We start from the raw sequence: 24,554 nt of genomic DNA on the forward strand, positions 1-24,554 counted from the left end.
AGAGATTATTTTTCATGAAGGTAAATATCGATACCAGCGATATGCTGTACGCCGACGCATGGCAGGGTTTTAAAGGTACGGACTGGAAAGAAGAAATTAATGTCCGTGATTTTATTCAGCACAACTATACGCCTTATGAAGGGGATGAATCTTTCCTCGCGGAAGCGACGCCAGCCACAACGGCGCTGTGGGAAAAGGTGATGGCGGGGATTCGCATCGAAAACGCGACCCATGCGCCGGTTGATTTCGACACTAACATCGCCACGACGATCACCGCGCATGACGCGGGCTATATCGAGCAGTCGCTGGAAAAAATCGTCGGTCTGCAAACGGACAAACCGCTCAAGCGTGCCCTGCATCCGTTTGGCGGCATCAATATGATCAAAAGCTCGTTTGAGGCTTATGGTCGCGAGATGGACCCACACTTCGAATACCTGTTCACCGAGCTACGAAAAACCCACAACCAGGGGGTTTTCGACGCCTATTCGCCGGACATGCTGCGCTGCCGTAAATCCGGCGTCCTGACCGGTCTGCCGGACGGCTATGGCCGCGGGCGAATTATTGGCGACTACCGCCGCGTGGCGCTGTACGGCATCCGCTATCTGGTGCGTGAGCGTGAACTGCAGTTCGCCGATCTCCAGTCAAACCTGGAGTGGGGGCAAAATCTCGAAGCTACTATCCGTCTGCGCGAGGAGCTGGCGGAACACCGCCGCGCGCTGCTGCAAATGCAGGAGATGGCGGCAAAATATGGTTTCGATATCTCGCGTCCAGCGCGCAACGCTCAGGAAGCAGTACAGTGGCTCTACTTTGCCTACCTGGCGGCAGTGAAGTCGCAAAACGGCGGCGCGATGTCGCTGGGGCGTACCGCGTCATTCCTCGATATCTACATTGAACGTGACTTCAAGGCGGGGATCCTGACGGAGCAACAGGCGCAGGAGTTGATCGATCATTTCATTATGAAGATCCGCATGGTGCGCTTCCTGCGTACGCCGGAATTCGACACCCTGTTCTCCGGCGATCCGATCTGGGCGACGGAAGTGATCGGCGGGATGGGGCTGGATGGTCGCACGCTGGTGACGAAGAATTCCTTCCGTTACCTGCATACCCTGCACACCATGGGACCGGCGCCGGAACCAAACCTTACCGTGCTGTGGTCGGAAGCGCTGCCGGTGGCCTTTAAAAAGTACGCTGCGCAAGTATCTATCGTCACGTCGTCGCTGCAATACGAAAATGACGATCTCATGCGTACTGACTTTAACAGCGACGACTACGCGATCGCCTGTTGTGTTAGCCCGATGGTAATCGGTAAGCAGATGCAGTTCTTCGGCGCGCGCGCCAACCTCGCCAAAACGCTGCTGTACGCGATCAATGGCGGCGTGGATGAGAAGCTGAAAATCCAGGTTGGGCCAAAAACCGCGCCGCTGATGGACGATGTGCTGGATTATGACACCGTGATGGAAAGTCTCGACCACTTTATGGACTGGCTGGCGGTGCAGTACATCAGCGCGCTGAACATCATTCACTACATGCACGATAAGTATAGCTATGAAGCCTCGTTAATGGCGCTTCATGACCGCGACGTGTATCGCACCATGGCCTGCGGTATTGCCGGGCTGTCAGTGGCGGCGGACTCCCTTTCCGCCATCAAATACGCGAAGGTAAAACCGGTGCGCGACCATAACGGCCTGGCGGTCGATTTTGTTATCGAAGGCGACTACCCGCAGTACGGTAATAACGACGAGCGCGTCGACAGTATCGCCTGCGATCTGGTCGAACGTTTTATGAAGAAAATTAAGGTGTTGCCGACCTACCGCAATGCGGTGCCGACCCAGTCCATTCTGACCATTACCTCAAACGTGGTGTACGGGCAGAAAACCGGGAATACGCCGGACGGACGCCGTGCCGGTACGCCGTTCGCGCCGGGAGCCAACCCGATGCACGGACGCGACCGCAAAGGCGCGGTCGCTTCGCTGACCTCCGTGGCGAAGCTGCCATTCACCTATGCCAAAGACGGTATTTCATACACCTTCTCCATTGTGCCAGCGGCGCTGGGCAAAGAAGATCCGGTGCGGAAAACCAACCTGGTCGGGCTACTTGATGGCTACTTCCATCATGAAGCGCATGTGGAAGGCGGTCAGCATCTGAACGTCAACGTCATGAACCGGGAAATGCTGCTGGATGCCATCGAACATCCGGAAAGCTACCCGAATCTGACGATTCGCGTTTCCGGTTATGCGGTGCGCTTTAACGCGCTCACCCGCGAGCAGCAGCAGGATGTCATCTCGCGGACTTTCACCCAGGCGATGTAACATTATCGGGGCGGTCAGCCGATCGCCCCTGGTCATAATGCGTATCAAACCTGGTCTCCACTGAACGGCATTCCGAGGGTGTAGATATGATTAGCGCATTCGATATTTTTAAAATAGGTATTGGTCCTTCCAGTTCCCACACCGTAGGGCCAATGAATGCAGGTAAGCGTTTTATCGATCAACTGGTCAACAGCGGTGACTTGCTGCGTACAACGCGCATCACGGTGGATCTGTATGGGTCGCTGTCGCTGACCGGAAAAGGCCATGCTACCGATACCGCCATCATCATGGGGCTGGCGGGTAACAGTCCGCAAAACGTCAATATTGACGCCATTCCCGGGTTTATAGAGGCGGTCACTCGCAGCGGGCGTCTGCCGCTGGCGGAAGGCGCGCATGTCGTTGATTTTCCGGTGACGGACAGCATTCTGTTTCACGGCGAAACGCTTCCCCGTCACGAAAACGGTATGCGCATCAGCGCCTGGGAACACCAGCGCCGGTTGTTGAGTAAAACCTACTATTCGATTGGCGGTGGGTTTATCGTCGATGAAGAGCATTTTGGTCAGGCCCACGATGTCGAAGCCCCTGTGCCTTACGATTTCCATTCGGCGAGCGAACTGCTCAGGCTGTGTGAGCGCAACGGGCTGTCGGTCTCCGGACTGATGATGCAAAACGAACTGGCGCTGCGCAGTAAGGCGGAAATCGACGACGGATTTGCCCGTATATGGGACGTTATGCACGCCGGAATCGAGCGTGGCATGAATACCGAAGGCGTACTGCCCGGTCCGCTCAACGTACCGCGGCGGGCGGTGGCGCTGCGGCGCTTGCTGGTGTCCAGCGATAACCTTTCCAGCGATCCAATGAACGTTATCGACTGGATCAACATGTTCGCCCTCGCGGTCAGTGAGGAGAACGCCGCGGGCGGACGTGTGGTGACAGCGCCCACTAACGGGGCGTGCGGGATTATCCCGGCGGTGCTGGCCTACTACGATAAGTTTCGCCGTCCGGTGAACGCCAATTCTATCGCCCGCTACCTGCTGGCGGCAGGCGCTATTGGAGCGCTATATAAGATGAATGCGTCGATCTCCGGCGCGGAGGTGGGCTGTCAGGGAGAGATCGGCGTAGCGGCGTCAATGGCGGCGGCAGGGCTGACTGAGCTGCTTGGCGGGAGTCCGGCGCAGGTGTGCATTGCGGCAGAAATCGCCATGGAACATAACCTCGGCTTAACCTGCGATCCGGTGGCCGGACAGGTGCAAATCCCCTGTATTGAACGCAACGCGATCAATGCGGTAAAAGCGGTTAACGCCGCGCGCATGGCTCTGCGTCGCACTTCGCAGCCGCGCGTGTCGCTCGATAAAGTCATTGAAACTATGTACGAAACCGGCAAAGACATGAACGACAAATACCGCGAAACGTCACGCGGCGGGCTGGCGATCAAGGTGGTCTGCAGTTAGCCTACGTCCGGTCCGGTAAAAAAAAGCACACTTCGGTGTGCTTTTTTTATTGTGATCGCTATCAAATTAAGAAATTAATGCCTTTAAGGTGCAGTTAAGGGGAAAATTTTTCTTAACACAGGGAAAATACAGGGGTTTGTTTGTGAAGTTTTTCTCTGCGCCCGGGCGTATGATTTTTTTCATACTAACAACTCGCCTGCACACCTGTACCGCGTATCGCCCTGATGCGGCACGACAAAAATATAAAAACTTACCCTACATATTGAGCGAGAATTTTATGGAAACGGCAACGAACAGCAGTGTGATACCTGGTGCCTCCAGCCCGGCGCGCCGGGCCGGTATGACCGAAAGCGAATGGCGTGAAGCGATCAAATTCGACAGCACCGACACCGGCTGGGTCATTATGAGTATCGGGATGGCAATTGGCGCGGGGATTGTTTTTCTCCCGGTCCAGGTGGGGCTGATGGGGTTATGGGTCTTCCTGCTCTCTTCGGTCATTGGCTACCCGGCAATGTATCTGTTCCAACGACTGTTTATTAACACCCTGGCGGAATCGCCGGAATGTAAAGATTATCCGAGCGTTATCAGCGGCTACCTCGGCAAAAACTGGGGTATTTTGTTGGGCGCGCTGTATTTTGTGATGCTGGTGATCTGGATGTTTGTTTATTCCACCGCAATCACCAATGACAGCGCCTCTTATCTGCATACCTTTGGCGTCACGGAAGGATTACTCTCCGACAGCCCGTTCTATGGTCTGGTGCTCATCTGCATCCTGGTCGCCATCTCCTCGCGCGGTGAGAAACTGCTGTTCAAAATCTCCACCGGTATGGTGCTGACCAAACTTTTGGTGGTCGCGGCGCTGGGCGTGTCGATGGTGGGGATGTGGCATTTGTACAATATTGGCGCGCTGCCGCCGATGGCGCTGCTGGTGAAAAACGCGATCATCACGCTGCCGTTTACCCTGACCTCAATCCTGTTTATTCAGACCTTAAGCCCGATGGTGATTTCCTATCGCTCCCGCGAAAAATCCATTGAGGTCGCGCGCCACAAAGCGCTGCGCGCGATGAACATCGCCTTCGGCATTTTGTTTGTGACCGTTTTCTTCTACGCCGTCTCCTTTACGCTGGCGATGGGCCACGATGAAGCGGTGAAAGCCTATGAGCAAAACATTTCCGCGCTGGCGATCGCCGCACAGTTTATTAGTGGCGCGGGCGCAGGCTGGGTAAAAGTGGTCAGCGTGATCCTCAATATTTTTGCCGTAATGACCGCGTTCTTTGGCGTTTACCTGGGCTTTCGTGAGGCTACCCAGGGGATTGTGATGAACATCCTGCGCCGCAAAATGCCCGCCGAGAAGATCAACGAAACGCTGGTGCAGCGCGGCATTATGCTGTTCGCCATTTTACTGGCCTGGAGCGCCATTGTGCTCAATGCGCCGGTGCTCAGCTTTACCTCAATCTGTAGCCCCATTTTCGGCATGGTGGGCTGTCTGATCCCGGCCTGGCTGGTTTACAAAGTTCCTGCACTGCACAAATACAAAGGGGCGTCGTTGTATCTGATTATCGTCACCGGTTTGCTGCTGTGCGTATCTCCGTTCCTGGCATTCTCCTGATTGACTTTGAAGGTTGTTGTTATGTTTGAGACTACAGAAAATCCGTTGTGGCAGCGTTTTATCCTCGCCGTACAGGAGGAAGTCAAACCGGCGCTGGGCTGTACGGAACCTATTTCACTGGCGCTGGCGGCGGCGGTTGCCGCTGCCGAACTGGATGGCGCGGTTGAACGTATCGACGCCTGGGTCTCGCCAAACCTGATGAAAAACGGGCTGGGCGTAACGGTTCCCGGAACCGGAATGGTAGGACTGCCTATCGCCGCCGCGCTCGGCGCGCTGGGCGGAAACAGTCAGGCCGGGCTGGAGGTGCTGAAAGACGCCTCCGCACAAGCTATCCATGACGCGAAAGCGATGCTGAGCGCCGGAAAGGTATCGGTGATGCTGCAACAGCCCTGCGACGAGATCCTTTTTTCCCGTGCGAAGGTCTACAGCCGCGACGGTTGGGCCTGCGTGACCATCGTCGGCGGACATACCAACATCGTGCGCATCGAAACGCACGCTGGCGTGAAGTTTGCTCAGGACACGCGGACGGACGGCGATGAGCAGGACTCTCCGTTGGCGGTGTTGTCCACGACCTCGCTCGAGGAGATTCTGGCGTTTGTGAATAACGTCCCGTTTGACGACATTCGTTTCATTCTCGACGCTGCCCGGCTCAACGGCGCGCTGTCGCAGGAAGGGCTGCGCGGCAGTTGGGGACTGCACATCGGCGCGACGCTGGAAAAACAGTGCGCGCGCGGACTGCTGGCGAACGATCTCTCTACGGCGATTATTATCCGCACCAGCGCGGCGTCCGATGCGCGCATGGGAGGGGCGACGCTGCCGGCCATGAGCAACTCCGGCTCCGGCAATCAGGGGATTACCGCCACGGTACCGGTGATGGTGGTGGCGGAGCACTTCGGCGCCGACGAGGAAAAACTGGCGCGCGCGCTGATGCTTTCTCACCTGAGCGCGATCTACATCCATCATCAGCTTCCGCGTTTGTCGGCTTTGTGTGCGGCGACTACGGCGGCAATGGGGGCGGCGGCGGGGATGGCGTGGCTGGTGGATGGGCGCTACAGCACCATCTCCATGGCGATCGGCAGCATGATCGGCGACGTTAGTGGGATGATTTGCGACGGTGCGTCAAACAGTTGTGCGATGAAGGTGTCGACCAGCGCGTCGGCAGCGTGGAAAGCCGTGTTGATGGCGCTGGACGACACGGCGGTAACCGGCAATGAAGGCATCGTGGCGCACAACGTGGAACAGTCCATTTCCAACCTGTGCGCGCTGGCGTGTCATTCTATGCAGCAAACGGACAAGCAGATCATCGAGATCATGGCCCGTAAAGCGCAGTAAGGGAGGCAACAGGCGGCAGGGGTCAGGCGGTGGCCTCTTCCTCGGCGAGCCGCACTTCGGCGTCGGCGACAATCGCCTCCAGCTCGGTCAGCATCTCCTCGTAGCCAAAACGACGGGAAGCGACCGGGGTTTCTGCCGCCGCGGTAGGTTTCGCGGCAGCCTGTTTTTTGATTTTCTTACTCATAAGCAACTCCATTTACCGGCTACACCGGCAAATCTATCAGCAAAGCGCGCAGCGGCGAATCGGCGACGAGCGTTATGTTAGCTTCATCACGAATAAACGCGCCGTCGCCGCAGGTCAGCGCCTCGCGGGCTTCATCGTGCGTGACCGCGTGAAACGTACCGTGAATCGACTGCAGATAGGCACGGGGACCATGCAGTTGAAAGCGCAGGGATTCTCCCTGTTCCAGTTCAACATGATGCACCCACACCTGTTGACGCAGTTGCAGACTGCCGTTCTCGCCGTCAGGAGAGGCGATCAGCTGTTGCTTCGCTTTTTCAAGCGTGGTTTTCTGCACAGACGCGTTTTCGCGTTCAGGACAGGCGTCAAGCCACAGCTGCATGCGTGTTAACGGCTTGTCCTTACTGATGTTATGTTCGCTGTAGCTAATACCCGGCTGCGTGGCGAGCAACAGCGCTTCGCCCGCTTTGGCCTGGACATGGTTGCCGTCGCTGTCGCGATATTCGGCAACCCCTTCCAGAATCAGGTTTAAAATATCCACCTTCGGGTAGGTGCGCGGCTGAAAAGCGGCGCCGGGCGCCAGCACTTCCTGATTGAGTACGCGCAGTGAGGCGTAGCCCAGCAGTTTCGGGTCGAAGTAGTGTCCAAAGGAAAAAGTGTAACGGGCCTGCAGCCATCCGTAGTCCGCTTGTCCGCATTGTTTGGCTGTTCGGGTAGTAATCATAATTCTTGACCTCTCTTTACTCCCTTTTATGTTAAGGGGCTGGACGCTACATTGTTAGCCAGATATTCTGCCCGGTATGTTCAAATTTCCTGAATGAGAACGATATGGCCAAAGAAAGGGCATTAACGCTCGAAGCGTTGCGCGTGATGGATGCGATAGACCGTCGCGGCAGCTTTGCGGCGGCGGCGGATGAACTGGGGCGCGTGCCGTCTGCGCTCAGTTACACCATGCAGAAGCTGGAAGAGGAACTGGATGTGGTACTGTTTGACCGCTCCGGGCACCGCACAAAATTCACCAATGTTGGACGCATGTTGCTGGAAAGAGGCCGCGTTCTTCTCGAAGCGGCGGATAAACTGACTACCGATGCCGAAGCGTTGGCCCGGGGATGGGAAACGCATTTGACCATTGTAACGGAAGCGCTGGTGCCGACGCCGTCCTTTTTCCCGCTTATCGACAAGCTGGCGGCCAAAGCCAACACGCAGCTATCGGTCATTACCGAAGTGCTGGCAGGCGCCTGGGAACGTCTGGAGCAGGGGCGGGCAGATATCGTTATCGCCCCGGACATGCACTTTCGCTCGTCGTCAGAAATCAATTCGCGCAAATTATACACTCTGATGAATGTTTATGTGGCTGCGCCGGATCACCCTATCCATCAGGAGCCAGAACCGCTTTCTGAAGTGACGCGCGTGAAATATCGCGGCGTGGCGGTGGCGGATACCGCCCGCGAGCGCCCGGTGTTGACCGTACAACTGCTGGATAAGCAGCCGCGTCTTACCGTCAGTACGATTGAGGATAAGCGTCAGGCGCTGCTGGCGGGGCTTGGGGTGGCGACGATGCCTTATCCGTTGGTGGAACACGATATCGCTGAAGGGCGACTGCGGGTTGTCAGTCCTGAATCGACCAGTGAGATCGACATAATTATGGCCTGGCGGCGAGACAGTATGGGCGAGGCGAAAGCCTGGTGTCTGCGTGAGATTCCGAAACTGTTTATTGGAAAGTAATATTTGCTGGAACAATGAAATTCGGGGCAAATATATTGCCCCGAAAAATCTTAATTAATCTCACCCTGCTTAGGGTCTGCGCCGAAACGGTTATTTCCGGCGGTGCCGTTCTGGCACATAAAGACGATAAGCACAATCGCCCCGACAATCGGAATCAGGCTAATCAGCAACCACCAGCCAGAGCGCTCGGTATCGTGCAGACGGCGAACCGCCACGGCAATACTCGGCAGCAGAACGGCGAGGCTATAAATTATCGTGATGTACGGCGTTTCCATGCCGATAACGGCTTGAATAACGTTCAGAATTGCGCTGATGATCATGTTGATCAACACAAACATCCAGTACTCTTTCCTGCGCGCACGTCCCGTAAAAAGGGCATAATTTTTTAATACACCTATATACCAATCCATTAAATATCCTTATTAGTGCTAAAAAAAGTCGCAGAAATATATCACGCTATATCGCTGAGGTCATTTTTATTATGCAAACTTAGGAATATTTCATGTTAATATTCGTATTAATAATAATATGATTAGATATAAATAAGATGTGAATGGATAAACGCACAGACAACAAAAAGAATATTTACCGTATAAAAATTAAAAAGGCAGCGTTTTTTTCTGCCTTTTGGGGTTCTTATGGCAGGGTTTTCGGATCCGGGCCGAAGCGGTTTTCGCCAGATGTACCGTCCTGACAGTTAAAGATAATAATAACCAGCCAGCCGATGACGGGAATGAGTAACAGTAACAGCCACCATGCAGATCGATCGGTGTCGTGCAGGCGTCGGAACTGAACCGCCCACCACGGCAGAAACACGAGGATCCCATACAGGGTTGTGAGTACGCCTTCTCCGCCTGCGCGTTGCCAGCCCAGGATTTTATCCAGCACGCCCAGAACGAACGTTAAGATGACGTTGACCAGAATAAACATCCAGTACTCTTTGCGCCGGGCGCGACCACCGAACCCGATGTAGTTTCGTAGAACTTTTAAATACCAATCCATTTTCGCCTCAACCTTGGGTCAATCACTTGTTTTTAAAGCAATCAAATTAAGAATAGCTGCGAATGATCGGGGGGTAAATATTTGTGAACGGAATGAGGCCTGGTAGGCAGAAAAAGAAAGAAGCGCCGCCATCCGCGATGGCGGCAGGGTGTTACGCGAAGCGGGTGTCGCGCCCGTGAGGCTCGCTGAGATCCTGCCACGGACCGATGGAAATGATCCCCGTCGGGTTGATGGTCTTATGGCTTCGGAAGTAGTGCGTGCGAATATGGTCAAAATTCACCGTTTCCGCAATCCCCGGCATCTGGTAAATATCGCGCAGGAAGCCGTAAAGGTTGAGATAGTCGCTGATGCGATGCTTATCGCATTTAAAATGCGTCACGTACACCGGATCAAAACGGATCAGCGTGGTCCACAGACGAATATCCGCCTCAGTTAAGCGATCGCCGGTAAGAAAACGATGCTGACCGAGGATCTGCTCCAGGCGCGCCAGATGGGTAAAGACATTGTTAACCGCGTCGTCATAGGCCTGCTGGCTGGTGGCGAAACCGGCTTTATAAACGCCGTTATTGACGTTGTCATAAATCCAGCCGTTCAGTTCGTCGATCTTACCGCGGAGATCGGCAGGGTAGTAGTCGCCTGCTTTGGCGCCCAGCGCATCAAACGCCGTATTAAACATGCGGATGATTTCTGCGGATTCATTGCTAACGATAGTGTGGTTCTTTTTATCCCACAGTACCGGTACGGTCACCCGACCGCTGTAATGCGGGTCGGCGTGTAGATACAGTTGATACAGAAATTCATGTTGATACAGAGTATCACCTGTCGCAGCCGGGAAGTTATCGTCAAAGGTCCAGCCATTTTCCAGCATTAAGGGATTGACGACGGAAACGGAAATAAACGGCTCCAGCCCTTTTAACTTGCGCAGGATCAGCGTACGGTGCGCCCACGGGCAGGCGAGCGAAACGTACAGGTGATAACGATCTTTTTCCGCCGCAAAGCCGCCTTCACCGGAAGGACCGGGTGCGCCATCGGCAGTGAGCCAGTTACGGAATGCCGATACCGAACGCTGAAATTTGCCGCCGGTGGATTGGGTGTCGTACCAGGTGTCATGCCAGACGCCGTCAATCAGTTGTCCCATGTTTCTCTCCTTTACACGCTTCGTTGTAGGCCGACTCGAAGCAACGCGAAATCCATTAGGTATGGATAGCAAAAACGAGGAGAAGGTCTCCTCGTTTTACGTTCATCAAGTATAGTGCGTTTACCACTTTTTATTCAGCACGCGGTCGATACTGAACGCGCCCGGACCGGTGATGGCCAACAGCAGGAAGCCGCCAGCGATGGTCAGGTTTTTCATGAACATCAGTGAGTTCACCCCTTCCGCGAAATTACTGTGGAACAGAAACGCGGTCAGAAGCGTAAAACCGGCAGTAAACAGGGCGGTGGTGCGGGTCAGGAAACCAAACAGAATCGCCAGGCCGCCGCCAAACTCAAGCAGGATTACCAACGGTAACATAAAGCCAGGCACGCCCATGGCTTCCATATACTGTTGTGTACCCGCGTAACCGGTAATCTTTCCCCATCCTGCGGTAATAAACAGGATTGGCATCAGAATACGCGCGACCAGTACACCAACATCTTCTAATTTTTTCATTTTACTCTCCAGGAAACCACTCAGGCTGCTGATTATGTTTTTTAGCGCAATGGCGCGGTAATCCGCGTCATTGCTGTCGATGGAGAGAATCATAAACGTGAGTAATGAGAATTGTTAGCAAGGAAAACTGTCAAATTTCTTCAATAATTTTGATGAATATAAGATTGGGTGCTGAACAGCGACGATGGCGTATTGTGCCAGTGGGGGTTATGCGCTCAATAAGTGGGGAAAAAAGGAGAGGCCCGATAAGCGAAGCGCCATCGGGCAGAAGGCGTTCGGCCTACGCATTCAACGTCTTTTTGAATAACCGCCAGGCCGTCCAGGCACCGAATCCACGTCTTGCCCAGCGTACCAGCATATTTGGATGACGCACGGTCCAGATCGCCATCACGCTGCTGCCCACCAGCGCCCATGAACGCAGACTCAGGAGCGTGTTCCAGCCGCGATCGTAGGCGCCCGTGGCTTCCAGCCAGTCACGGCGACTGGCTGAAAGATCCAGCCTTTGCTGCTGGATCTCGCTAAGCAGTCGGGCCTTACGCTGTGCACGTTCGACTTTACCGCTCACGGCTCTCCTCCTCGAGAATTTGCCTGTCGTTCGCCAGTTCATGCCGCGTATGGCGAAGCAGCGTGGACTGACGCGCTTTGCGTAACGTCCATATGCCGCCAATCAGCGCCAGAACCAGCAATACGACCGTGGTGGCAATCATCGCGTTGAGCCGGTACTGCGGATCAACGGCCCAGATCACCAGCACCATCAGGCTCATCAAACCAAATGCAGCGAAAAGCATGGTGAGTCCCAGCATCAGCAGCAGCTGAAAGAGGTTAGCCTTTTCTTCTTCAAGCTCAACCACCGCCAGACGCAGCCGGGTTTCCACCATCTCTACCAGAATAGAGACGATTCGCTGCCCGATGCCCAGAACGCTTTTACCGGGCCCTTGCGCGTGATGAGTGTCCGCCATAATTAGCGACGCGACAGCAGTACGCCCAGCACTACGCCAACCGCAGCACCAATACCTACGCCAGTCCATGGATTTTCGCGAACATAGTCGTCTGCACGGGCAGCGGCTTCACGGGTCTGCTTCGCGATAGCATCACCGGTTTCACCAAGACGATAGCGGCTCTCTTTCAACGCACGTTCGGCTTTGCTACGGATCTTACTCAACTCTTCTTTCGATTTTTCGCCAGAGGAGTTCAGCACTTCTTCCAGCGTATCGGTCAGGGATTTCAACTCAGCGCGCAGATGTTCCGAAGTAGTATCTTTCGACATAGTTTTTCTCCAGATGAGTAAGGGGTTAGGGTTGCTTAGTAGTCGCGAGCTTCCAGCTCTTTCAGCTCGGCTTCTGCTTCAGCCAGCTTGCGCTCACGTTTGGCAATTTTGTCCGCATCGCCTTTTTGCTTCGCTTCCACGAGATCCTGTTTACGCTCAGTAATCTCTTCTTTTTGCTCAGCAATCTTTTCCTGATGTTCCGCGCGCAGTTTACTGTCAGTGCAGTTGGCTTTGACTTCACTGAGCGCTTTCTTCAGCCCATCGATACGGTGTTGATTATTGTGTTTCTCGGCATAGCTGATTTCCCGTTGAATATCCTGCTCCTTCTGTTGGCAGAGCGTATTGGCGTAACTGCCAGCACTAAGAGCAAAAAGGGTAATAGCTAAAGCGATGCGGTGTTTCATTCTTGAACCTTCCATTGTGATTCGTTCCCGTGAAGTCAGGAACGAGAATCCAGATGACAACGCGATGGAGTGACCCACCGCTTTATTAATCATAGACATTAAACGGGGAAATCACCAAAGTGGGTGACGGGATTCGGATTCCTGGCGATATTATCCTACCCGATGTGGGGTATCGCGCAAACGCGACAGCCACTGTACGGCCTGGCTGTCATTATCCTGCTGAGCAATGATATAGCCCTGCGGCAGGGTTTTATCGAGCACCGCTTTTGCCGCGGCGCTTTGGGCGCTGGAATCGAACGTGATCAGCAGCGTATCTTTCTGTGGCGTGATGCTTTTAAAGCGAATACCGTTGGCGTCAAGATGATGCCAGATAGAGAAACCGTCGGGCACGCTTGCCCCCTGATGAACGGCGCGGATCGCGAGAGTTGAATCCTGCTGGCGAATGGCCGACCAGACCAGTAGCAGACTGCCCAGCACCAGCAGGAACGCGGTACTCAAGGCCAGTTGCTTCAGCGTTATGCGCGGTTTCAGCATCCCTTACCCTCGGTTCCCGTATTTCTTTTTCCACAAGACCACCAGCGAACCGGCAAGGCCAAAGACCAGCAGGACGACCGGCAGCAGCATCAGGCAGGACATCAGTTGGTCTTCATATTTCAGAAAGACCGGTGTTTTGCCCAGCAGATAGCCCAACGTGGTCAGGATAAGCACCCATAGCAGGCCGCTCATCCAGTTGAAAAACTGAAAGCGCGCATTATTAAGGCCGGACAACCCTGCGATGGTGGGCAACAGGGTACGCACAAATGCAATAAAACGGCCAATAAGCAGTGCTGAAAGCCCATGCTTATGGAACAGATGGTGCGCGCGTTGATGATAGTGCGCGGGCAGATGCGAGAGCCAGTTTTGCACGGTGCGGGTATTCCCCAGCCATCGTCCCTGAATATAGCTCAGCCAGCAGCCCAGGCTGGCGGCGGTGGTGAGCAGCAAAATGGTTTGCGGATAGCCCATTGCGCCTTTCGCAATCAGCACGCCGACCAAAACCAGCAGACTGTCGCCGGGTAAAAAGGCGGCAGGCAGCAACCCGTTTTCCAGGAACAGAATCATAAATAAAACAAAATACAGCATGCCAATCATGGAAGGATTGGCCAGAGTTTCAAAATCCTGCGCCCACAGAGCGTGCAGTAATTGGGTCAAAAGTTCCATTCAGTATTCCTGGTGAATCGGTTAACGTCACGCCGGTTTCAGGAGTTTGCTATGCCGCATCATTTATCAACTTTTTTGTATGGTGTGCGAACGGCGCAAAGTCACGGCCTGAACTAATCCCTGTAAAGTGGTGAAGTAAGCAAGCACTAACAAACATAAATTCGATTTGCATCTAATTGTAACAAAGGTCAACGGAGTCCGTTATAGAAATTACGCGTCCCTGAGGTCTGATTTTGCTTATCGTAGTGGAGTGAGGCGAGAGGATTTACACAGGCTGACACTTTATACCTTTCGCTTACTGTCAGGCGTGCAGACAGGCGCAGCGGCGCGCCTGTCGGAGAAAGAACGTTTATTTTGCCGCGTTGACGGCGGTATCAAGATGAACCACCGGATTTTCAGCAAAAAGATAACGGTCAGCGTTAAATTCAAAATCGTCGCTGGTTTCGTTAAACAGCATGATTTTGGTGTTTTCGAGATGCTGCCACATTGCCAGTTTGGCGGCGTTCGGATCTTTACGAATCAGCGCCTTAAGGATTTGATCGTGATCGTCGCACCAGTTGTCCACGGTGCGCGCATCAATGTGTTCGTGCAGTTTTTTCCAGTAGGGGTTATGGCTGCGCTGGGTCCACATTTTTTCGACAATCGCCGCCAACGCGGAGTTTTGCGTCGCTAACGCCACCTGAATGTGAAACTGCAGATCCCATTCGGAATCGCGAAAGCACTTTTCATTGCGCGCTTTCTCCTGGATCTCCATCAACTTCATGATGTCCTGCTTGGTCACCTGGGTCGCGGCAAATTCAGCAATATTGCTTTCAATCAGCTGACGCGCCTGTAGCAGTTCGAACGGTCCGTAATTGGCGAACTCCAGCGACTCGTCGGCCGCCTGATGATAGCGAGGCTGATTAGAAATGACGTGAATACCCGAACCTTTACGCACTTCCACAAAACCTTCCACTTCCAGCATGATAATGGCTTCACGAACCACGGTGCGGCTGACGTTCTTTTCATCGGCAATAAAACGCTCTGCGGGCAGTTTATCGCCCACCAGGTAGACGCCCTGCTCAATACGCTCTTTCAGGTCAGCGGCAAGTTGTTGATACAAACGACGGGGTTCAGTGATTTCCATATGCGCTCCAGGCATGATACGGCAGACTCTATTTGTTATACCACTTTCGCGAGTTTCGCTCCACTCACAGAGACGAAAAAGCCGCCCTGGAGCAGGCGGCTTAGGTCAGCCGGGCAGGTAAAGCGCTCCGGCACAGGCTCTGGATTGCAGGTTAGCTTTGCGTAGCCGGTTTATTCACCTGCGGACCGGCATCGACATCGCTGGCCGGTTTGTTTTGCAGAACGGTCCAGATGACCAACGCGCCCAGCAGGTCAAACACCGCCAACACAGCAAACAGCGGGCTAAAGCCGATGGTATCCGCCAGCGCGCCTACCACCAGGGCGAACAGGGTGCTCGCCAGCCAGGCGGACATCCCGGTCAGGCCATTCGCGGTGGCCACTTCGTTGCGGCCAAAGACGTCAGAGGAGAGGGTAATCAACGCGCCGGACAACGCTTGGTGAGCAAAACCCCCTACGCACAGCAGCATGATGGCAATGTACGGGCTGGTGAACAGGCCGATCATCCCCGGACCAATCATCAGTACCGCGCCGAGGGTGACCACCATTTTACGCGACACGATCAGGTTTACGCCGAACCAGCGCTGGAACAGCGGCGGCAGATAGCCCCCGACGATACAGCCCAGGTCGGCAAACAGCATAGGCATCCAGGCGAACATGGCGATTTCTTTCAGGTTAAAGCCATACACCTTAAACATGAACAGCGGGATCCACGCGTTGAACGTACCCCATGCCGGTTCCGCCAGGAAGCGTGGCAGGGCGATCCCCCAGAACTGGCGGTTGCGCAGGATCTGCAGCAGCGACATTTTCTTTGCGCTGTTGGTCTGATGCTGTGCTTCCTGACCGTTAATAATGTAGTCACGCTCTTCGTCCGTCAGTTTTTTCTGGTCGCGCGGGTGTTTGTAGAAAATCAGCCATGCCATCGCCCAGATAAAGCTCAGGGCGCCGGAGATGATGAACGCCATCTGCCAGCTGTGCATCACAATCGCCCAGACGACCAGCGGCGGGGCAATCATCGCACCGATAGAGGAGCCAACGTTAAAATAACCCACCGCAATGGAGCGCTCTTTCGCCGGAAACCACTCAGAACTGGCTTTCAGGCCAGCCGGGATCATCGCGGCTTCGGCTGCGCCGACCGCGCCACGCGCCAGCGCCAGACCGCCCCAGCTACCCGCCAGTGCCGTTGCGCCACAGAAAACGGCCCACAATACGGCAAACATCGCGTAACCCACTTTGGTGCCGAGAACGTCAAGCACGTAACCGGCAACGGGTTGCATAACCGTGTAAGCAGCAGAGTAGGCTGCGATGATATAGGAATACTGTTGGGTGGAGATGTGTAACTCTTCCATCAGAGTCGGCGCAGCTGCCGCCACAGTGTTACGCGTCAGATACCCGAGCACGGTGCCAAGCGTCACCAGTGCGATCATGTACCAACGTAACCCTTTAATTTTACGCATGTAAAACCTCATCGTTTTGTTATTTCCGCCAGGAACGCGGCCATCATCCAGCGTAGGGCGGAGGATGTTCTTCTCACGAAGGGCGTAACCGAAAAAAGCCGGTACTCCCCGAACGTTGCCATTAAGTCGTTGTGCTCATTCGGTTTCCGTACCGGTCAATCCGATGATGAATTCATCGGTAATAATGCATTCCGTCAGCTTATGTATCGCGACGGCAGAAAGATAACTTGTCATACAACTTTAAAAGGTGAGAGCCATCACAAAAGTGCTATTCTTAGCAGGGTCATTATTTCTTTACAGAAAGGCCAGTCGTGGCGCGGCCTGGGACGGTTTTTACCTCCAGAAGGGTAACGTTTTTGTCAGGGTTTATTGATCTGGCTCACGAAAATATCTTCGGATAGTGGAAATTGGTGTGATAACTTTGTCAGCATCGCAACATAAGCAATCTGACGCACTCGATGAGAGGAAGACGATAATGACCCCGTTTATGACTGAAGATTTTCTGCTGGATACCGAATTTGCCCGCCGCCTGTATCATGATTACGCTAAAGAACAGCCGATCTTCGACTACCACTGCCATTTGCCGCCGCAGCAAATCGCCGAAGACTACCGTTTCACGAACCTGTATGACATCTGGCTGAAGGGCGACCACTACAAATGGCGCGCGATGCGAACCAACGGCGTGCCTGAGCGGCTGTGTACCGGCGACGCGTCCGATCGCGAGAAGTTCGACGCCTGGGCGGCAACCGTTCCGCATACCATCGGCAATCCGCTGTATCACTGGACTCACCTCGAACTGCGTCGCCCGTTTGGCATCACCGGTAAGCTGCTGTCACCGTCTACCGCTGATGAGATCTGGAATGAGTGCAACGACCTGCTGGCGCAGGATCGCTTCTCCGCGCGCGGGATCATGCAGCAAATGAACGTGAAAATGGTCGGCACTACCGACGATCCGATCGACTCGCTGGAGCACCATGCGAAGGTGGCGCAGGACAGCAGCTTCGCCATTAAAGTGCTGCCAAGCTGGCGTCCGGACAAAGCTTTCAACATTGAACAGGCGACCTTCAATGATTACATGGCGAAGCTGGGTGAAGTGTCCGATACCGACATCCGCCGCTTTAGCGATCTGCAAAGCGCGCTGACCAAACGTCTGGATCATTTCGCCGCCCACGGCTGTAAAGTCTCTGACCACGCGCTTGATGTGGTGCTGTTTGCGGAGGCGAATGAAGCCGAACTGGACGGCATCCTGGCGCGCCGTCTGGCGGGCGACGCCCTGAGCGAACACGAAGTGGCGCAGTTCAAAACGGCGGTGCTGGTGTTCCTCGGCGCGGAATATGCCCGTCGCGGTTGGGTCCAGCAGTATCACATCGGCGCGCTGCGCAATAACAACCTTCGCCAGTTCAAACTGCTGGGGCCGGACGTGGGCTTTGACTCCATCAATGACCGTCCGATGGCAGAAGAGCTGTCTAAATTACTCAGCAAGCAGAACGAAGAAAACCTGCTGCCAAAAACCATTCTCTACTGCCTGAACCCGCGTGATAACGAAGTGCTGGGAACGATGATCGGTAACTTCCAGGGCGAAGGGATGCCGGGCAAAATGCAGTTCGGTTCCGGCTGGTGGTTTAACGATCAGAAAGACGGGATGGAACGTCAGATGACACAACTGGCGCAGTTGGGCCTGTTAAGCCGCTTCGTGGGCATGCTGACCGACAGCCGCAGCTTCCTGTCGTATACCCGTCATGAATACTTCCGCCGCATTCTGTGCCAGATGATCGGCCGCTGGGTGGACGCGGGCGAAGCCCCGGCAGACATTCAGCTGTTGGGCGAGATGGTAAGAAACATTTGCTTTAACAATGCGCGTGACTACTTCGCCATTGAGCTCAACTAAGGTTCGGGGTTGATATGCAATACATCAAGATCCATGCGCTGGATAACGTTGCGGTAGCGCTGGCCGATTTGGCGCAGGGCACGGAAGTGAACGTTGATAACCACACCGTAACGCTACGTCAGGCTATCGCACGTGGTCATAAATTTGCGTTGAGCAATATTACGCGTGATGAATACGTCATTAAGTACGGGCAGCCTATCGGCCATGCTCTGGCGGACATTGCGGCGGGTGAACACATTCATGCCCATAATACACGCACCAACCTGAGCGACCTGGATGCGTATCGCTATCAACCTGAGTTTCAGGATCTCCCGCCGCAGCCCGCGGATCGCGATGTGCAGATCTACCGTCGCGCCAGCGGGGACGTCGGCGTACGTAACGAGCTGTGGATCCTGCCGACCGTCGGCTGCGTCAACGGGATCGCCCGGCAGATCCAGAATCGCTTCCTGAAGGAAACCAATAACGCCGAAGGCACCGACGGCGTTTTCCTGTTCAGTCATACCTACGGCTGTTCCCAACTGGGCGACGATCACATCAACACCCGCACTATGCTGCAAAACATGGTGCGTCATCCGAATGCCGGGGCGGTACTGGTGATTGGCCTCGGCTGTGAAAACAACCAGGTCGATGCGTTTCGCGAAACGCTGGGCGAGTTCGATCCTGAACGCGTGCATTTTATGATCTGCCAGCATCAGGACGATGAAGTGGAAGCGGGGATTGCGCATCTGCATCAGCTTTACGAAGCGATGCGCCACGATAAGCGCGAACCGGGTAAACTGAGCGAACTGAAGTTTGGTCTGGAGTGCGGTGGTTCTGACGGGCTTTCCGGTATTACCGCGAATCCGATGTTAGGACGTTTTTCTGACTATATGATTGCCAATGGCGGCACGACGGTGCTGACCGAAGTGCCGGAGATGTTCGGCGCGGAGCAACTGCTGATGAGCCACTGCCGCGACGAAGAAACCTTCCACAAGCTGGTGACGATGGTCAACGACTTTAAGCAGTATTTTATGGCCCATAACCAGCCCATCTACGAAAACCCCTCGCCGGGCAACAAAGCCGGGGGCATTACCACGCTGGAAGATAAATCGCTGGGCTGTACCCAGAAAGCAGGTTCCAGTCAGGTGGTGGACGTGCTGCGTTACGGCGAGCGTCTGAAAACGCACGGGCTGAACCTGCTGAGCGCGCCGGGTAATGATGCAGTGGCTACCAGCGCACTGGCCGGGGCGGGGTGTCATATGGTGCTGTTCAGTACCGGACGCGGCACGCCCTATGGCGGTTTTGTGCCGACAGTGAAAATCGCCACCAACAGCGAACTTGCAGCGAAGAAAAAGCACTGGATCGACTTCGACGCGGGTCAGCTCATTCACGGTAAAGCGATGCCGCAGTTGCTTGATGAATTTATCGACACCATTGTTGAGTTCGCCAACGGCAAGCAGACCTGCAATGAACGTAATGATTTCAGAGAGTTGGCTATTTTTAAAAGCGGCGTTACCCTCTAATTACCCTTCGTTTTGAGTCAGGTTGTAAAAACAGGCCGGATACGCGCAGCGCTATCCGGCCTGGGGATGTCACATTAGCTACGCAGTGCGTTGTTGGCCAGACGCTCGTCTTCCGCCTGGCAAGCCGCCGCGGTAAACAGTACGTCGGTAGAGGAGTTCAGCGCCGTTTCGCAGGAGTCCTGCAGTACGCCGATGATGAAGCCAACCGCCACAACCTGCATGGCAATATCGTTCGGAATGCCGAACATGTTACAGGCCAGCGGGATAAGCAGCAGTGAACCGCCCGCCACCCCGGATGCGCCACAGGCGCACAGAGAAGCCACCACGCTCAGCAGCAGCGCCGTCGGCAGATCCACCGGCACGCCCAGCGTATGTACCGCCGCCAGTGTCAGTACGGTGATGGTGATTGCCGCACCCGCCATATTGATGGTCGCGCCCAGTGGAATTGACACCGAATAGGTATCACGGTCCAGATTCAGCTTTTCACACAGCGCCATGTTTACCGGAATATTGGCCGCGGAACTGCGGGTGAAGAAGGCGTAAACGCCACTTTCACGCAGGCAGGCGAACACCAGCGGATACGGGTTGCGCCGAATTTTCCAGAACACCAACAGCGGGTTGATCACCAGCGCCACCAGCAGCATACAGCCAATCAACACCACTAACAGCTGAGCGTAGCCCCACAGCGTAGAGAAACCGGTGGTGGCCAGCGTAGACGACACCAGACCAAAAATACCAATCGGCGCAAAACGGATGACCAGCTTCACCATAAAGGTGACGGCATTGGACATATCGTTCACCAGGTTTTTGGTGGTCTCATTACCGTGACGCAGGGCAAAGCCCAGACCGACAGCCCACACCAGAATACCGATATAGTTGGCGTTCAGTAGCGCATCGACAGGGTTAGAGACCATGCTCATCAGCAGGCCGCGCAGGACTTCGACAATGCCGGACGGCGGCACAACGTCATTGGCGCTACTACTTAAATGCAGCGTGGACGGAAAGGCGAAGCTGAACACGACCGCAGCCAGCGCTGCAGAAAAGGTGCCCAGCAGATAGAGGAACAGAATCGGACGGATATTGGTTTTTTGTCCGTGTTGATGGTTGGCGATAGACGCCATGACCAGCATCAGAACCAGGACAGGTGCGACGGCCTTTAACGCGCCGACGAAAAGTGTACCCAGTAACCCTACAGCTTCTGCTGCGGGCTTAGAAATCCATGCCAGTAGAATCCCCAGAACGAGGCCCACTAAAATTTGTTTTACCAGACTCCCTTGCGCCAGGCGCTGGAACAACCCCGGTGTACGTTGCGTAGTCATTTCTAGATCCTTACAGTGTGATGTTGCTCATCCGCTGTGCGCTCTGATGGCGCATCTTTCTGGATGTAACAAAGTGTTTGCATGGTCGAGTATAAGGAAAGATAAAGCTTCGGGAAGCGAAATATGCTGGAATTTTCGCTGTGATCATATTTTATAACTTATCATTAACACGATTGTGACATGATAAACAAAAAGCGATCGCGCCGGGCGGAGGAAAATCGCCACCCGGCATAACAGATTTAAGCCTGCTGCTGCTTATCACGCTGGTGGTTCACCCAGGCATTGATCAGTAGCGTAACAACCAGAATACCAAACACCACACCCAGCGAAATGGCGATCGGGATATGGTAGAAGTCGACGATCAGCATTTTAATGCCGATAAACACCAGTATTACCGCCAGCCCGTATTTGAGCATTGAGAAGCGCTCAGCCACCCCCGCCAACAGGAAGTACATCGCACGCAGACCAAGGATCGCAAACAGGTTCGACGTCAGTACGATGAACGGGTCGGTCGTCACAGCGAAGATCGCCGGGATACTGTCGACCGCGAAAATGACGTCGCTCAGCTCCACGAGGATCAGCACCAGCATCAGCGGCGTCACGTACAGCAGACCGTTTTTACGCACGAAGAAATGCTCGTTCTCAATGGTATCGGTCATCCGCAGATGTCCGCGCAGCCAGCGCACCAGCGGCTTGTCGCCAATGCCGGATTCGTCCTCTTTCGCCAGCGCCATCTTCACGCCGGTAAACAGCAGGAACGCGCCGAACACATACAGCATCCATTCGAACTGGGTAATCAACCAGGTCCCTGCAAAAATCATAATCGTACGCAGTACGATCGCGCCCAGCACGCCGTAGACCAGCACCCGACGCTGCAGCGCAGGGGGGACCGAGAAGTAGCTGAACAGCATCAGCCAGACGAAGACGTTATCGACGGCCAGTGATTTTTCGATCAGATAACCGGTGAGGAAGGCGAGCGCCTGTGGGTCTGCGACCGCGCGTCCTTCAGTTTGTACCAGATACCACCAGAACGCGGCATTAAACAATAACGAGAGGGTAACCCAGACGAGGGACCAGGCTGCCGCTTGCTTCATGGTCATCGTGTGTACGCCACGACGCCCCTGAAGCAAGAGGTCGATAGCCAGCATAATCACCACAACGACAGCGAATCCGCCCCATAACAACGGTGTGCCGACAGTATTCATAGACATTCCTTACACATAAAAAAAACGGCCAACGTCGGAAGACGTCAGCCGCTGCTTTTTATATGCATAGACCTCGCCTTCCGGCAAGGTCTCACTTACAACAAAACAGGAATACGTTGTCGCATTCCTGTTTTGTTGCCCGGTGACCGGATGTGGTTTTTCACACATCGTAATGACGATCAACCGACAATGAAGTTACTCCCCTTTGCAGGTTACAAAATATGACAGGCCACGCATTTCGTCAATGGCCTGTAACATCTGTTTTACAATGTTTTACGCAGGGGTCGCGTGGCTGACATCATCCGCCGGGAAAATCACGCCGGTCTGGCGGCGAATTTCCGTAAGCAGTTTGGCGGTCACGCGACTGACCGACAGCCCGGGATGGTTCACTTCATTGGTTTCTACCAGTGCTGCAAAAACCTCTGCCTCATACAGCATAGTATTGATGTGCTGAGGTTGGGTGAGGTCCTGCGATTTCCCGCCGCGCGGCACGAAGCACACTTTCTGGCATTCGGAGATCTTTTCGACAACCAGTGCGCCCGCTTCCCCCTGAATTTCACTGTCGATAACGGAATCACTGACTTTCGAATGCTGCAACGTTACGCTGAAATCGCCGTAATCCAGCACCACCACGCCGTGCGCATCGACGCCGCTGTCCAGCAGGCTGGCTGTCGCCTGCACGCCGTGCGGTTCGCCCCACAGCGCTACCGCTGACGCCAGGCAATAAAAGCCGATGTCCATGATGGAGCCGTTAGAAAAGGCGGGATTAAAGGTGTTTGGGTTTTCGCCATCCAGATAACGTTGATAGCGCGAGGAGTACTGGCAGTAGTTAAGAAACGCTTTACGCATTTTGCCCACTTTCGGCAACGATTGCTGGAGCAGCAGGAAATTCGGCAGGCTGGCGGTTTTGAACGCCTCGTACAGCACCACCTGATTTTCCCGCGCGCAGGCAATTGCGGCTTCCGCTTCCGCCAGGTTCGATGCCAGCGGTTTTTCGCAAATCACATGTTTCTTATGACTCAGAAAAAGCTGTGTTTGTGGGAAGTGCAGCGAGTTCGGGCTGGCAATATACACAGCGTCAATGGCATCGCTCTGCGCCATCGCGTCCAGCGAGGTAAAAAGATGCTCGACGAGGTAATCATTGGCGAAGGTTTGCGCCTGCTCGAGGCTGCGGGAATAAACGGCGGTGAGCTTATATTTGCCGGTCTCATGGGCGGCATCGACAAACTGGCGGGTGATCCAGTTCGTGCCAATCACTGCGAAACGTATCATAAACGCGTTCTGGCTCCATAAAAGGTATCTGCCGACAATGTAGCATGCCCACGTGTCAAAGCCAGTGCGCTACCGCGCAGTTTCCCTGATTGAAAGCGCCGTCAGCCAAAGCCGGGTATCGAATTCCAACTGGTGATAATGCGGCTCCATATGACAGCAGAGCTGGTAAAACGCCTTGCTGTGCTCTTTTTCTTTGAGATGCGCCAGTTCGTGCACCACGATCATGCGCAAAAACGGCTCCGGCGCATGGCGAAACACGGTGGCGACCCGGATTTCCGCTTTCGCTTTCAGTTTACCGCCCTGCACCCGCGACACGGCGGTATGCAGCCCCAGCGCGTTTTTCAGCACATGGATCTTATTGTCATACATTACTTTGTTGATCGGCGGGGCGCTGCGCAGGAACTGGCTTTTCAGGTCCTGGGTATACTGCCAGAGCGCCTTATCGGTGGCGAAGTCATGCGTGCCGGGATAACGCTTTTCCAGCACCGCCCCCAGTCGTTGTTCGGCAATCAGCGTGCGCACCTGAGAAAGCAAATGTTCACGGTAACCCTGGAGATAAGGCAGTTGGTTCATTACGGTCCACGCCATTGAATGAAAATGTTGTATACTCACGCACCCTTTTCAGGGACAAGCCGAAATTTTACCATTCAGGAGGGCC

The 24,554-nt window shown here is 54.5% G+C and carries 25 protein-coding genes; 7 read left to right on the forward strand and 18 right to left on the reverse strand.

What is annotated here, in order from left to right:
* Window positions 1-14 precede the first annotated feature (14 nt).
* From tdcE to OGY07_RS02685, 4 genes are all read left to right on the forward strand, one after another.
* The gene (tdcE, locus tag OGY07_RS02670; RefSeq protein WP_286598485.1) at window positions 15-2,309 is read left to right on the forward strand and encodes a 2-ketobutyrate formate-lyase/pyruvate formate-lyase; all 2,295 of its coding nucleotides are present in this window, start codon (window positions 15-17) and stop codon (window positions 2,307-2,309) included.
* Between the two features lie 86 nt (window positions 2,310-2,395).
* On the forward strand, window positions 2,396-3,760 hold the full coding sequence (gene tdcG / locus OGY07_RS02675) for an L-serine ammonia-lyase (RefSeq protein WP_042292885.1): 1,365 nt from the start codon (window positions 2,396-2,398) through the stop codon (window positions 3,758-3,760).
* Between the two features lie 277 nt (window positions 3,761-4,037).
* Window positions 4,038-5,369 carry an SLC5/6 family protein gene (locus OGY07_RS02680; RefSeq protein ID WP_042292974.1) on the forward strand — a complete coding sequence of 444 codons (1,332 nt, stop codon included), beginning with the start codon at window positions 4,038-4,040 and terminating at the stop codon, window positions 5,367-5,369.
* A gap of 21 nt (window positions 5,370-5,390) precedes the next feature.
* A complete protein-coding gene (locus OGY07_RS02685) occupies window positions 5,391-6,701 on the forward strand; it encodes an L-cysteine desulfidase family protein (protein WP_042292887.1) in 1,311 nt (436 codons plus the stop codon).
* 22 nt (window positions 6,702-6,723) lie between these two features.
* Here OGY07_RS02685 and OGY07_RS02690 read toward each other — a convergent pair whose 3' ends face one another.
* Window positions 6,724-6,885, reverse strand: a complete 162-nt coding sequence (locus OGY07_RS02690; RefSeq protein WP_167333871.1) for a protein YhaL — start codon at window positions 6,883-6,885, stop codon at window positions 6,724-6,726.
* 19 nt (window positions 6,886-6,904) lie between these two features.
* Window positions 6,905-7,606, reverse strand: coding sequence for a pirin family protein (locus tag OGY07_RS02695; RefSeq protein WP_060571085.1), 702 nt, complete (start codon window positions 7,604-7,606; stop codon window positions 6,905-6,907).
* A gap of 104 nt (window positions 7,607-7,710) precedes the next feature.
* Here OGY07_RS02695 and yhaJ point away from each other — a divergent pair, with 104 nt between their 5' ends.
* On the forward strand, window positions 7,711-8,607 hold the full coding sequence (gene yhaJ, locus OGY07_RS02700) for a DNA-binding transcriptional regulator YhaJ (protein ID WP_042292892.1): 897 nt from the start codon (window positions 7,711-7,713) through the stop codon (window positions 8,605-8,607).
* A gap of 50 nt (window positions 8,608-8,657) precedes the next feature.
* Here the strand turns inward: yhaJ and OGY07_RS02705 are convergent, their stop codons facing one another.
* From OGY07_RS02705 to exuT, 12 genes are all read right to left on the reverse strand, one after another.
* Entirely contained in the window at window positions 8,658-9,017 is a 360-nt protein-coding gene (locus tag OGY07_RS02705) for a DUF805 domain-containing protein (RefSeq protein WP_042292895.1), read from the reverse strand.
* A gap of 226 nt (window positions 9,018-9,243) precedes the next feature.
* On the reverse strand, window positions 9,244-9,609 hold the full coding sequence (locus tag OGY07_RS02710; RefSeq protein ID WP_042292897.1) for a DUF805 domain-containing protein: 366 nt from the start codon (window positions 9,607-9,609) through the stop codon (window positions 9,244-9,246).
* A 151-nt stretch (window positions 9,610-9,760) separates the two neighbouring features.
* The gene (locus OGY07_RS02715) at window positions 9,761-10,747 is read right to left on the reverse strand and encodes a glutathione S-transferase family protein (RefSeq protein ID WP_199957637.1); all 987 of its coding nucleotides are present in this window, start codon (window positions 10,745-10,747) and stop codon (window positions 9,761-9,763) included.
* Window positions 10,748-10,867: 120 nt separating this feature from the next.
* Complete coding sequence (locus tag OGY07_RS02720; RefSeq protein ID WP_003024847.1) at window positions 10,868-11,260, reverse strand: DoxX family protein; 393 nt, start codon at window positions 11,258-11,260, stop codon at window positions 10,868-10,870.
* A 280-nt stretch (window positions 11,261-11,540) separates the two neighbouring features.
* Window positions 11,541-11,825, reverse strand: coding sequence for a YqjK-like family protein (locus OGY07_RS02725; RefSeq protein WP_042292902.1), 285 nt, complete (start codon window positions 11,823-11,825; stop codon window positions 11,541-11,543).
* Entirely contained in the window at window positions 11,815-12,219 is a 405-nt protein-coding gene (locus tag OGY07_RS02730) for a phage holin family protein (protein WP_042292904.1), read from the reverse strand. The genes OGY07_RS02725 and OGY07_RS02730 overlap by 11 nt, the downstream gene beginning before the upstream one ends.
* Window positions 12,220-12,221: 2 nt before the next feature.
* On the reverse strand, window positions 12,222-12,527 hold the full coding sequence (locus OGY07_RS02735) for an ElaB/YgaM/YqjD family protein (protein WP_042292907.1): 306 nt from the start codon (window positions 12,525-12,527) through the stop codon (window positions 12,222-12,224).
* 35 nt (window positions 12,528-12,562) lie between these two features.
* A complete protein-coding gene (locus OGY07_RS02740; protein ID WP_042292909.1) occupies window positions 12,563-12,931 on the reverse strand; it encodes a DUF1090 domain-containing protein in 369 nt (122 codons plus the stop codon).
* A gap of 150 nt (window positions 12,932-13,081) precedes the next feature.
* Window positions 13,082-13,465 carry an EnvZ/OmpR regulon moderator MzrA gene (gene mzrA, locus OGY07_RS02745; protein ID WP_042292912.1) on the reverse strand — a complete coding sequence of 128 codons (384 nt, stop codon included), beginning with the start codon at window positions 13,463-13,465 and terminating at the stop codon, window positions 13,082-13,084.
* Between the two features lie 3 nt (window positions 13,466-13,468).
* Window positions 13,469-14,131 carry a DedA family general envelope maintenance protein YqjA gene (gene yqjA, locus OGY07_RS02750; RefSeq protein ID WP_042292913.1) on the reverse strand — a complete coding sequence of 221 codons (663 nt, stop codon included), beginning with the start codon at window positions 14,129-14,131 and terminating at the stop codon, window positions 13,469-13,471.
* A gap of 349 nt (window positions 14,132-14,480) precedes the next feature.
* Complete coding sequence (gene exuR / locus OGY07_RS02755; RefSeq protein WP_042292915.1) at window positions 14,481-15,257, reverse strand: transcriptional regulator ExuR; 777 nt, start codon at window positions 15,255-15,257, stop codon at window positions 14,481-14,483.
* A 151-nt stretch (window positions 15,258-15,408) separates the two neighbouring features.
* A complete protein-coding gene (exuT, locus tag OGY07_RS02760) occupies window positions 15,409-16,710 on the reverse strand; it encodes a hexuronate transporter ExuT (protein WP_042292977.1) in 1,302 nt (433 codons plus the stop codon).
* Window positions 16,711-17,185: 475 nt separating this feature from the next.
* Between exuT and uxaC the strand changes: the two genes are divergently transcribed.
* Together uxaC and OGY07_RS02770 are read left to right on the forward strand one after the other, a co-directional pair.
* A complete protein-coding gene (uxaC, locus tag OGY07_RS02765; RefSeq protein WP_042292917.1) occupies window positions 17,186-18,598 on the forward strand; it encodes a glucuronate isomerase in 1,413 nt (470 codons plus the stop codon).
* Window positions 18,599-18,612: 14 nt separating this feature from the next.
* Complete coding sequence (locus tag OGY07_RS02770; RefSeq protein WP_042292919.1) at window positions 18,613-20,100, forward strand: UxaA family hydrolase; 1,488 nt, start codon at window positions 18,613-18,615, stop codon at window positions 20,098-20,100.
* A 74-nt stretch (window positions 20,101-20,174) separates the two neighbouring features.
* Here OGY07_RS02770 and sstT read toward each other — a convergent pair whose 3' ends face one another.
* The 4 genes from sstT to OGY07_RS02790 all read right to left on the reverse strand — a co-directional run bounded on the left by sstT (window position 20,175) and on the right by OGY07_RS02790 (window position 24,469).
* Window positions 20,175-21,419 carry a serine/threonine transporter SstT gene (gene sstT, locus OGY07_RS02775; protein ID WP_042292921.1) on the reverse strand — a complete coding sequence of 415 codons (1,245 nt, stop codon included), beginning with the start codon at window positions 21,417-21,419 and terminating at the stop codon, window positions 20,175-20,177.
* A 239-nt stretch (window positions 21,420-21,658) separates the two neighbouring features.
* The gene (locus OGY07_RS02780; RefSeq protein WP_042292924.1) at window positions 21,659-22,624 is read right to left on the reverse strand and encodes a TerC family protein; all 966 of its coding nucleotides are present in this window, start codon (window positions 22,622-22,624) and stop codon (window positions 21,659-21,661) included.
* A gap of 273 nt (window positions 22,625-22,897) precedes the next feature.
* The gene (locus OGY07_RS02785) at window positions 22,898-23,896 is read right to left on the reverse strand and encodes a Gfo/Idh/MocA family protein (RefSeq protein ID WP_199957635.1); all 999 of its coding nucleotides are present in this window, start codon (window positions 23,894-23,896) and stop codon (window positions 22,898-22,900) included.
* A 69-nt stretch (window positions 23,897-23,965) separates the two neighbouring features.
* Window positions 23,966-24,469, reverse strand: a complete 504-nt coding sequence (locus OGY07_RS02790; protein ID WP_286598527.1) for a M48 metallopeptidase family protein — start codon at window positions 24,467-24,469, stop codon at window positions 23,966-23,968.
* Window positions 24,470-24,554 lie beyond the last annotated feature (85 nt).

Source organism: Citrobacter sp. Cs237 (assembly GCF_030332325.1).
In the GTDB taxonomy this organism is placed as follows: domain Bacteria; phylum Pseudomonadota; class Gammaproteobacteria; order Enterobacterales; family Enterobacteriaceae; genus Citrobacter_A; species Citrobacter_A sedlakii.

Excerpts from the sequence above, each read along its gene's own strand:
- tdcE (WP_286598485.1), top strand. The coding sequence starts at position 15 with ATGAAGGTAAATATCGATACCAGCGATATGCTGTACGCCGACGCATGG.
- OGY07_RS02715 (WP_199957637.1), bottom strand. The coding sequence starts at position 10,747 with ATGGGACAACTGATTGACGGCGTCTGGCATGACACCTGGTACGACACC.
- exuR (WP_042292915.1), bottom strand. The coding sequence starts at position 15,257 with ATGGAAATCACTGAACCCCGTCGTTTGTATCAACAACTTGCCGCTGAC.
- OGY07_RS02695 (WP_060571085.1), bottom strand. The coding sequence starts at position 7,606 with ATGATTACTACCCGAACAGCCAAACAATGCGGACAAGCGGACTACGGA.
- mzrA (WP_042292912.1), bottom strand. The coding sequence starts at position 13,465 with ATGCTGAAACCGCGCATAACGCTGAAGCAACTGGCCTTGAGTACCGCG.
- OGY07_RS02705 (WP_042292895.1), bottom strand. The coding sequence starts at position 9,017 with ATGGATTGGTATATAGGTGTATTAAAAAATTATGCCCTTTTTACGGGA.
- OGY07_RS02740 (WP_042292909.1), bottom strand. The coding sequence starts at position 12,931 with ATGAAACACCGCATCGCTTTAGCTATTACCCTTTTTGCTCTTAGTGCT.
- OGY07_RS02730 (WP_042292904.1), bottom strand. The coding sequence starts at position 12,219 with ATGGCGGACACTCATCACGCGCAAGGGCCCGGTAAAAGCGTTCTGGGC.
- OGY07_RS02780 (WP_042292924.1), bottom strand. The coding sequence starts at position 22,624 with ATGAATACTGTCGGCACACCGTTGTTATGGGGCGGATTCGCTGTCGTT.
- OGY07_RS02785 (WP_199957635.1), bottom strand. The coding sequence starts at position 23,896 with ATGATACGTTTCGCAGTGATTGGCACGAACTGGATCACCCGCCAGTTT.
- tdcG (WP_042292885.1), top strand. The coding sequence starts at position 2,396 with ATGATTAGCGCATTCGATATTTTTAAAATAGGTATTGGTCCTTCCAGT.
- yhaJ (WP_042292892.1), top strand. The coding sequence starts at position 7,711 with ATGGCCAAAGAAAGGGCATTAACGCTCGAAGCGTTGCGCGTGATGGAT.
- OGY07_RS02680 (WP_042292974.1), top strand. The coding sequence starts at position 4,038 with ATGGAAACGGCAACGAACAGCAGTGTGATACCTGGTGCCTCCAGCCCG.
- sstT (WP_042292921.1), bottom strand. The coding sequence starts at position 21,419 with ATGACTACGCAACGTACACCGGGGTTGTTCCAGCGCCTGGCGCAAGGG.
- OGY07_RS02690 (WP_167333871.1), bottom strand. The coding sequence starts at position 6,885 with ATGAGTAAGAAAATCAAAAAACAGGCTGCCGCGAAACCTACCGCGGCG.
- yqjA (WP_042292913.1), bottom strand. The coding sequence starts at position 14,131 with ATGGAACTTTTGACCCAATTACTGCACGCTCTGTGGGCGCAGGATTTT.
- OGY07_RS02710 (WP_042292897.1), bottom strand. The coding sequence starts at position 9,609 with ATGGATTGGTATTTAAAAGTTCTACGAAACTACATCGGGTTCGGTGGT.
- OGY07_RS02720 (WP_003024847.1), bottom strand. The coding sequence starts at position 11,260 with ATGAAAAAATTAGAAGATGTTGGTGTACTGGTCGCGCGTATTCTGATG.
- OGY07_RS02735 (WP_042292907.1), bottom strand. The coding sequence starts at position 12,527 with ATGTCGAAAGATACTACTTCGGAACATCTGCGCGCTGAGTTGAAATCC.
- OGY07_RS02790 (WP_286598527.1), bottom strand. The coding sequence starts at position 24,469 with ATGAACCAACTGCCTTATCTCCAGGGTTACCGTGAACATTTGCTTTCT.
- OGY07_RS02770 (WP_042292919.1), top strand. The coding sequence starts at position 18,613 with ATGCAATACATCAAGATCCATGCGCTGGATAACGTTGCGGTAGCGCTG.
- exuT (WP_042292977.1), bottom strand. The coding sequence starts at position 16,710 with ATGCGTAAAATTAAAGGGTTACGTTGGTACATGATCGCACTGGTGACG.
- uxaC (WP_042292917.1), top strand. The coding sequence starts at position 17,186 with ATGACCCCGTTTATGACTGAAGATTTTCTGCTGGATACCGAATTTGCC.
- OGY07_RS02685 (WP_042292887.1), top strand. The coding sequence starts at position 5,391 with ATGTTTGAGACTACAGAAAATCCGTTGTGGCAGCGTTTTATCCTCGCC.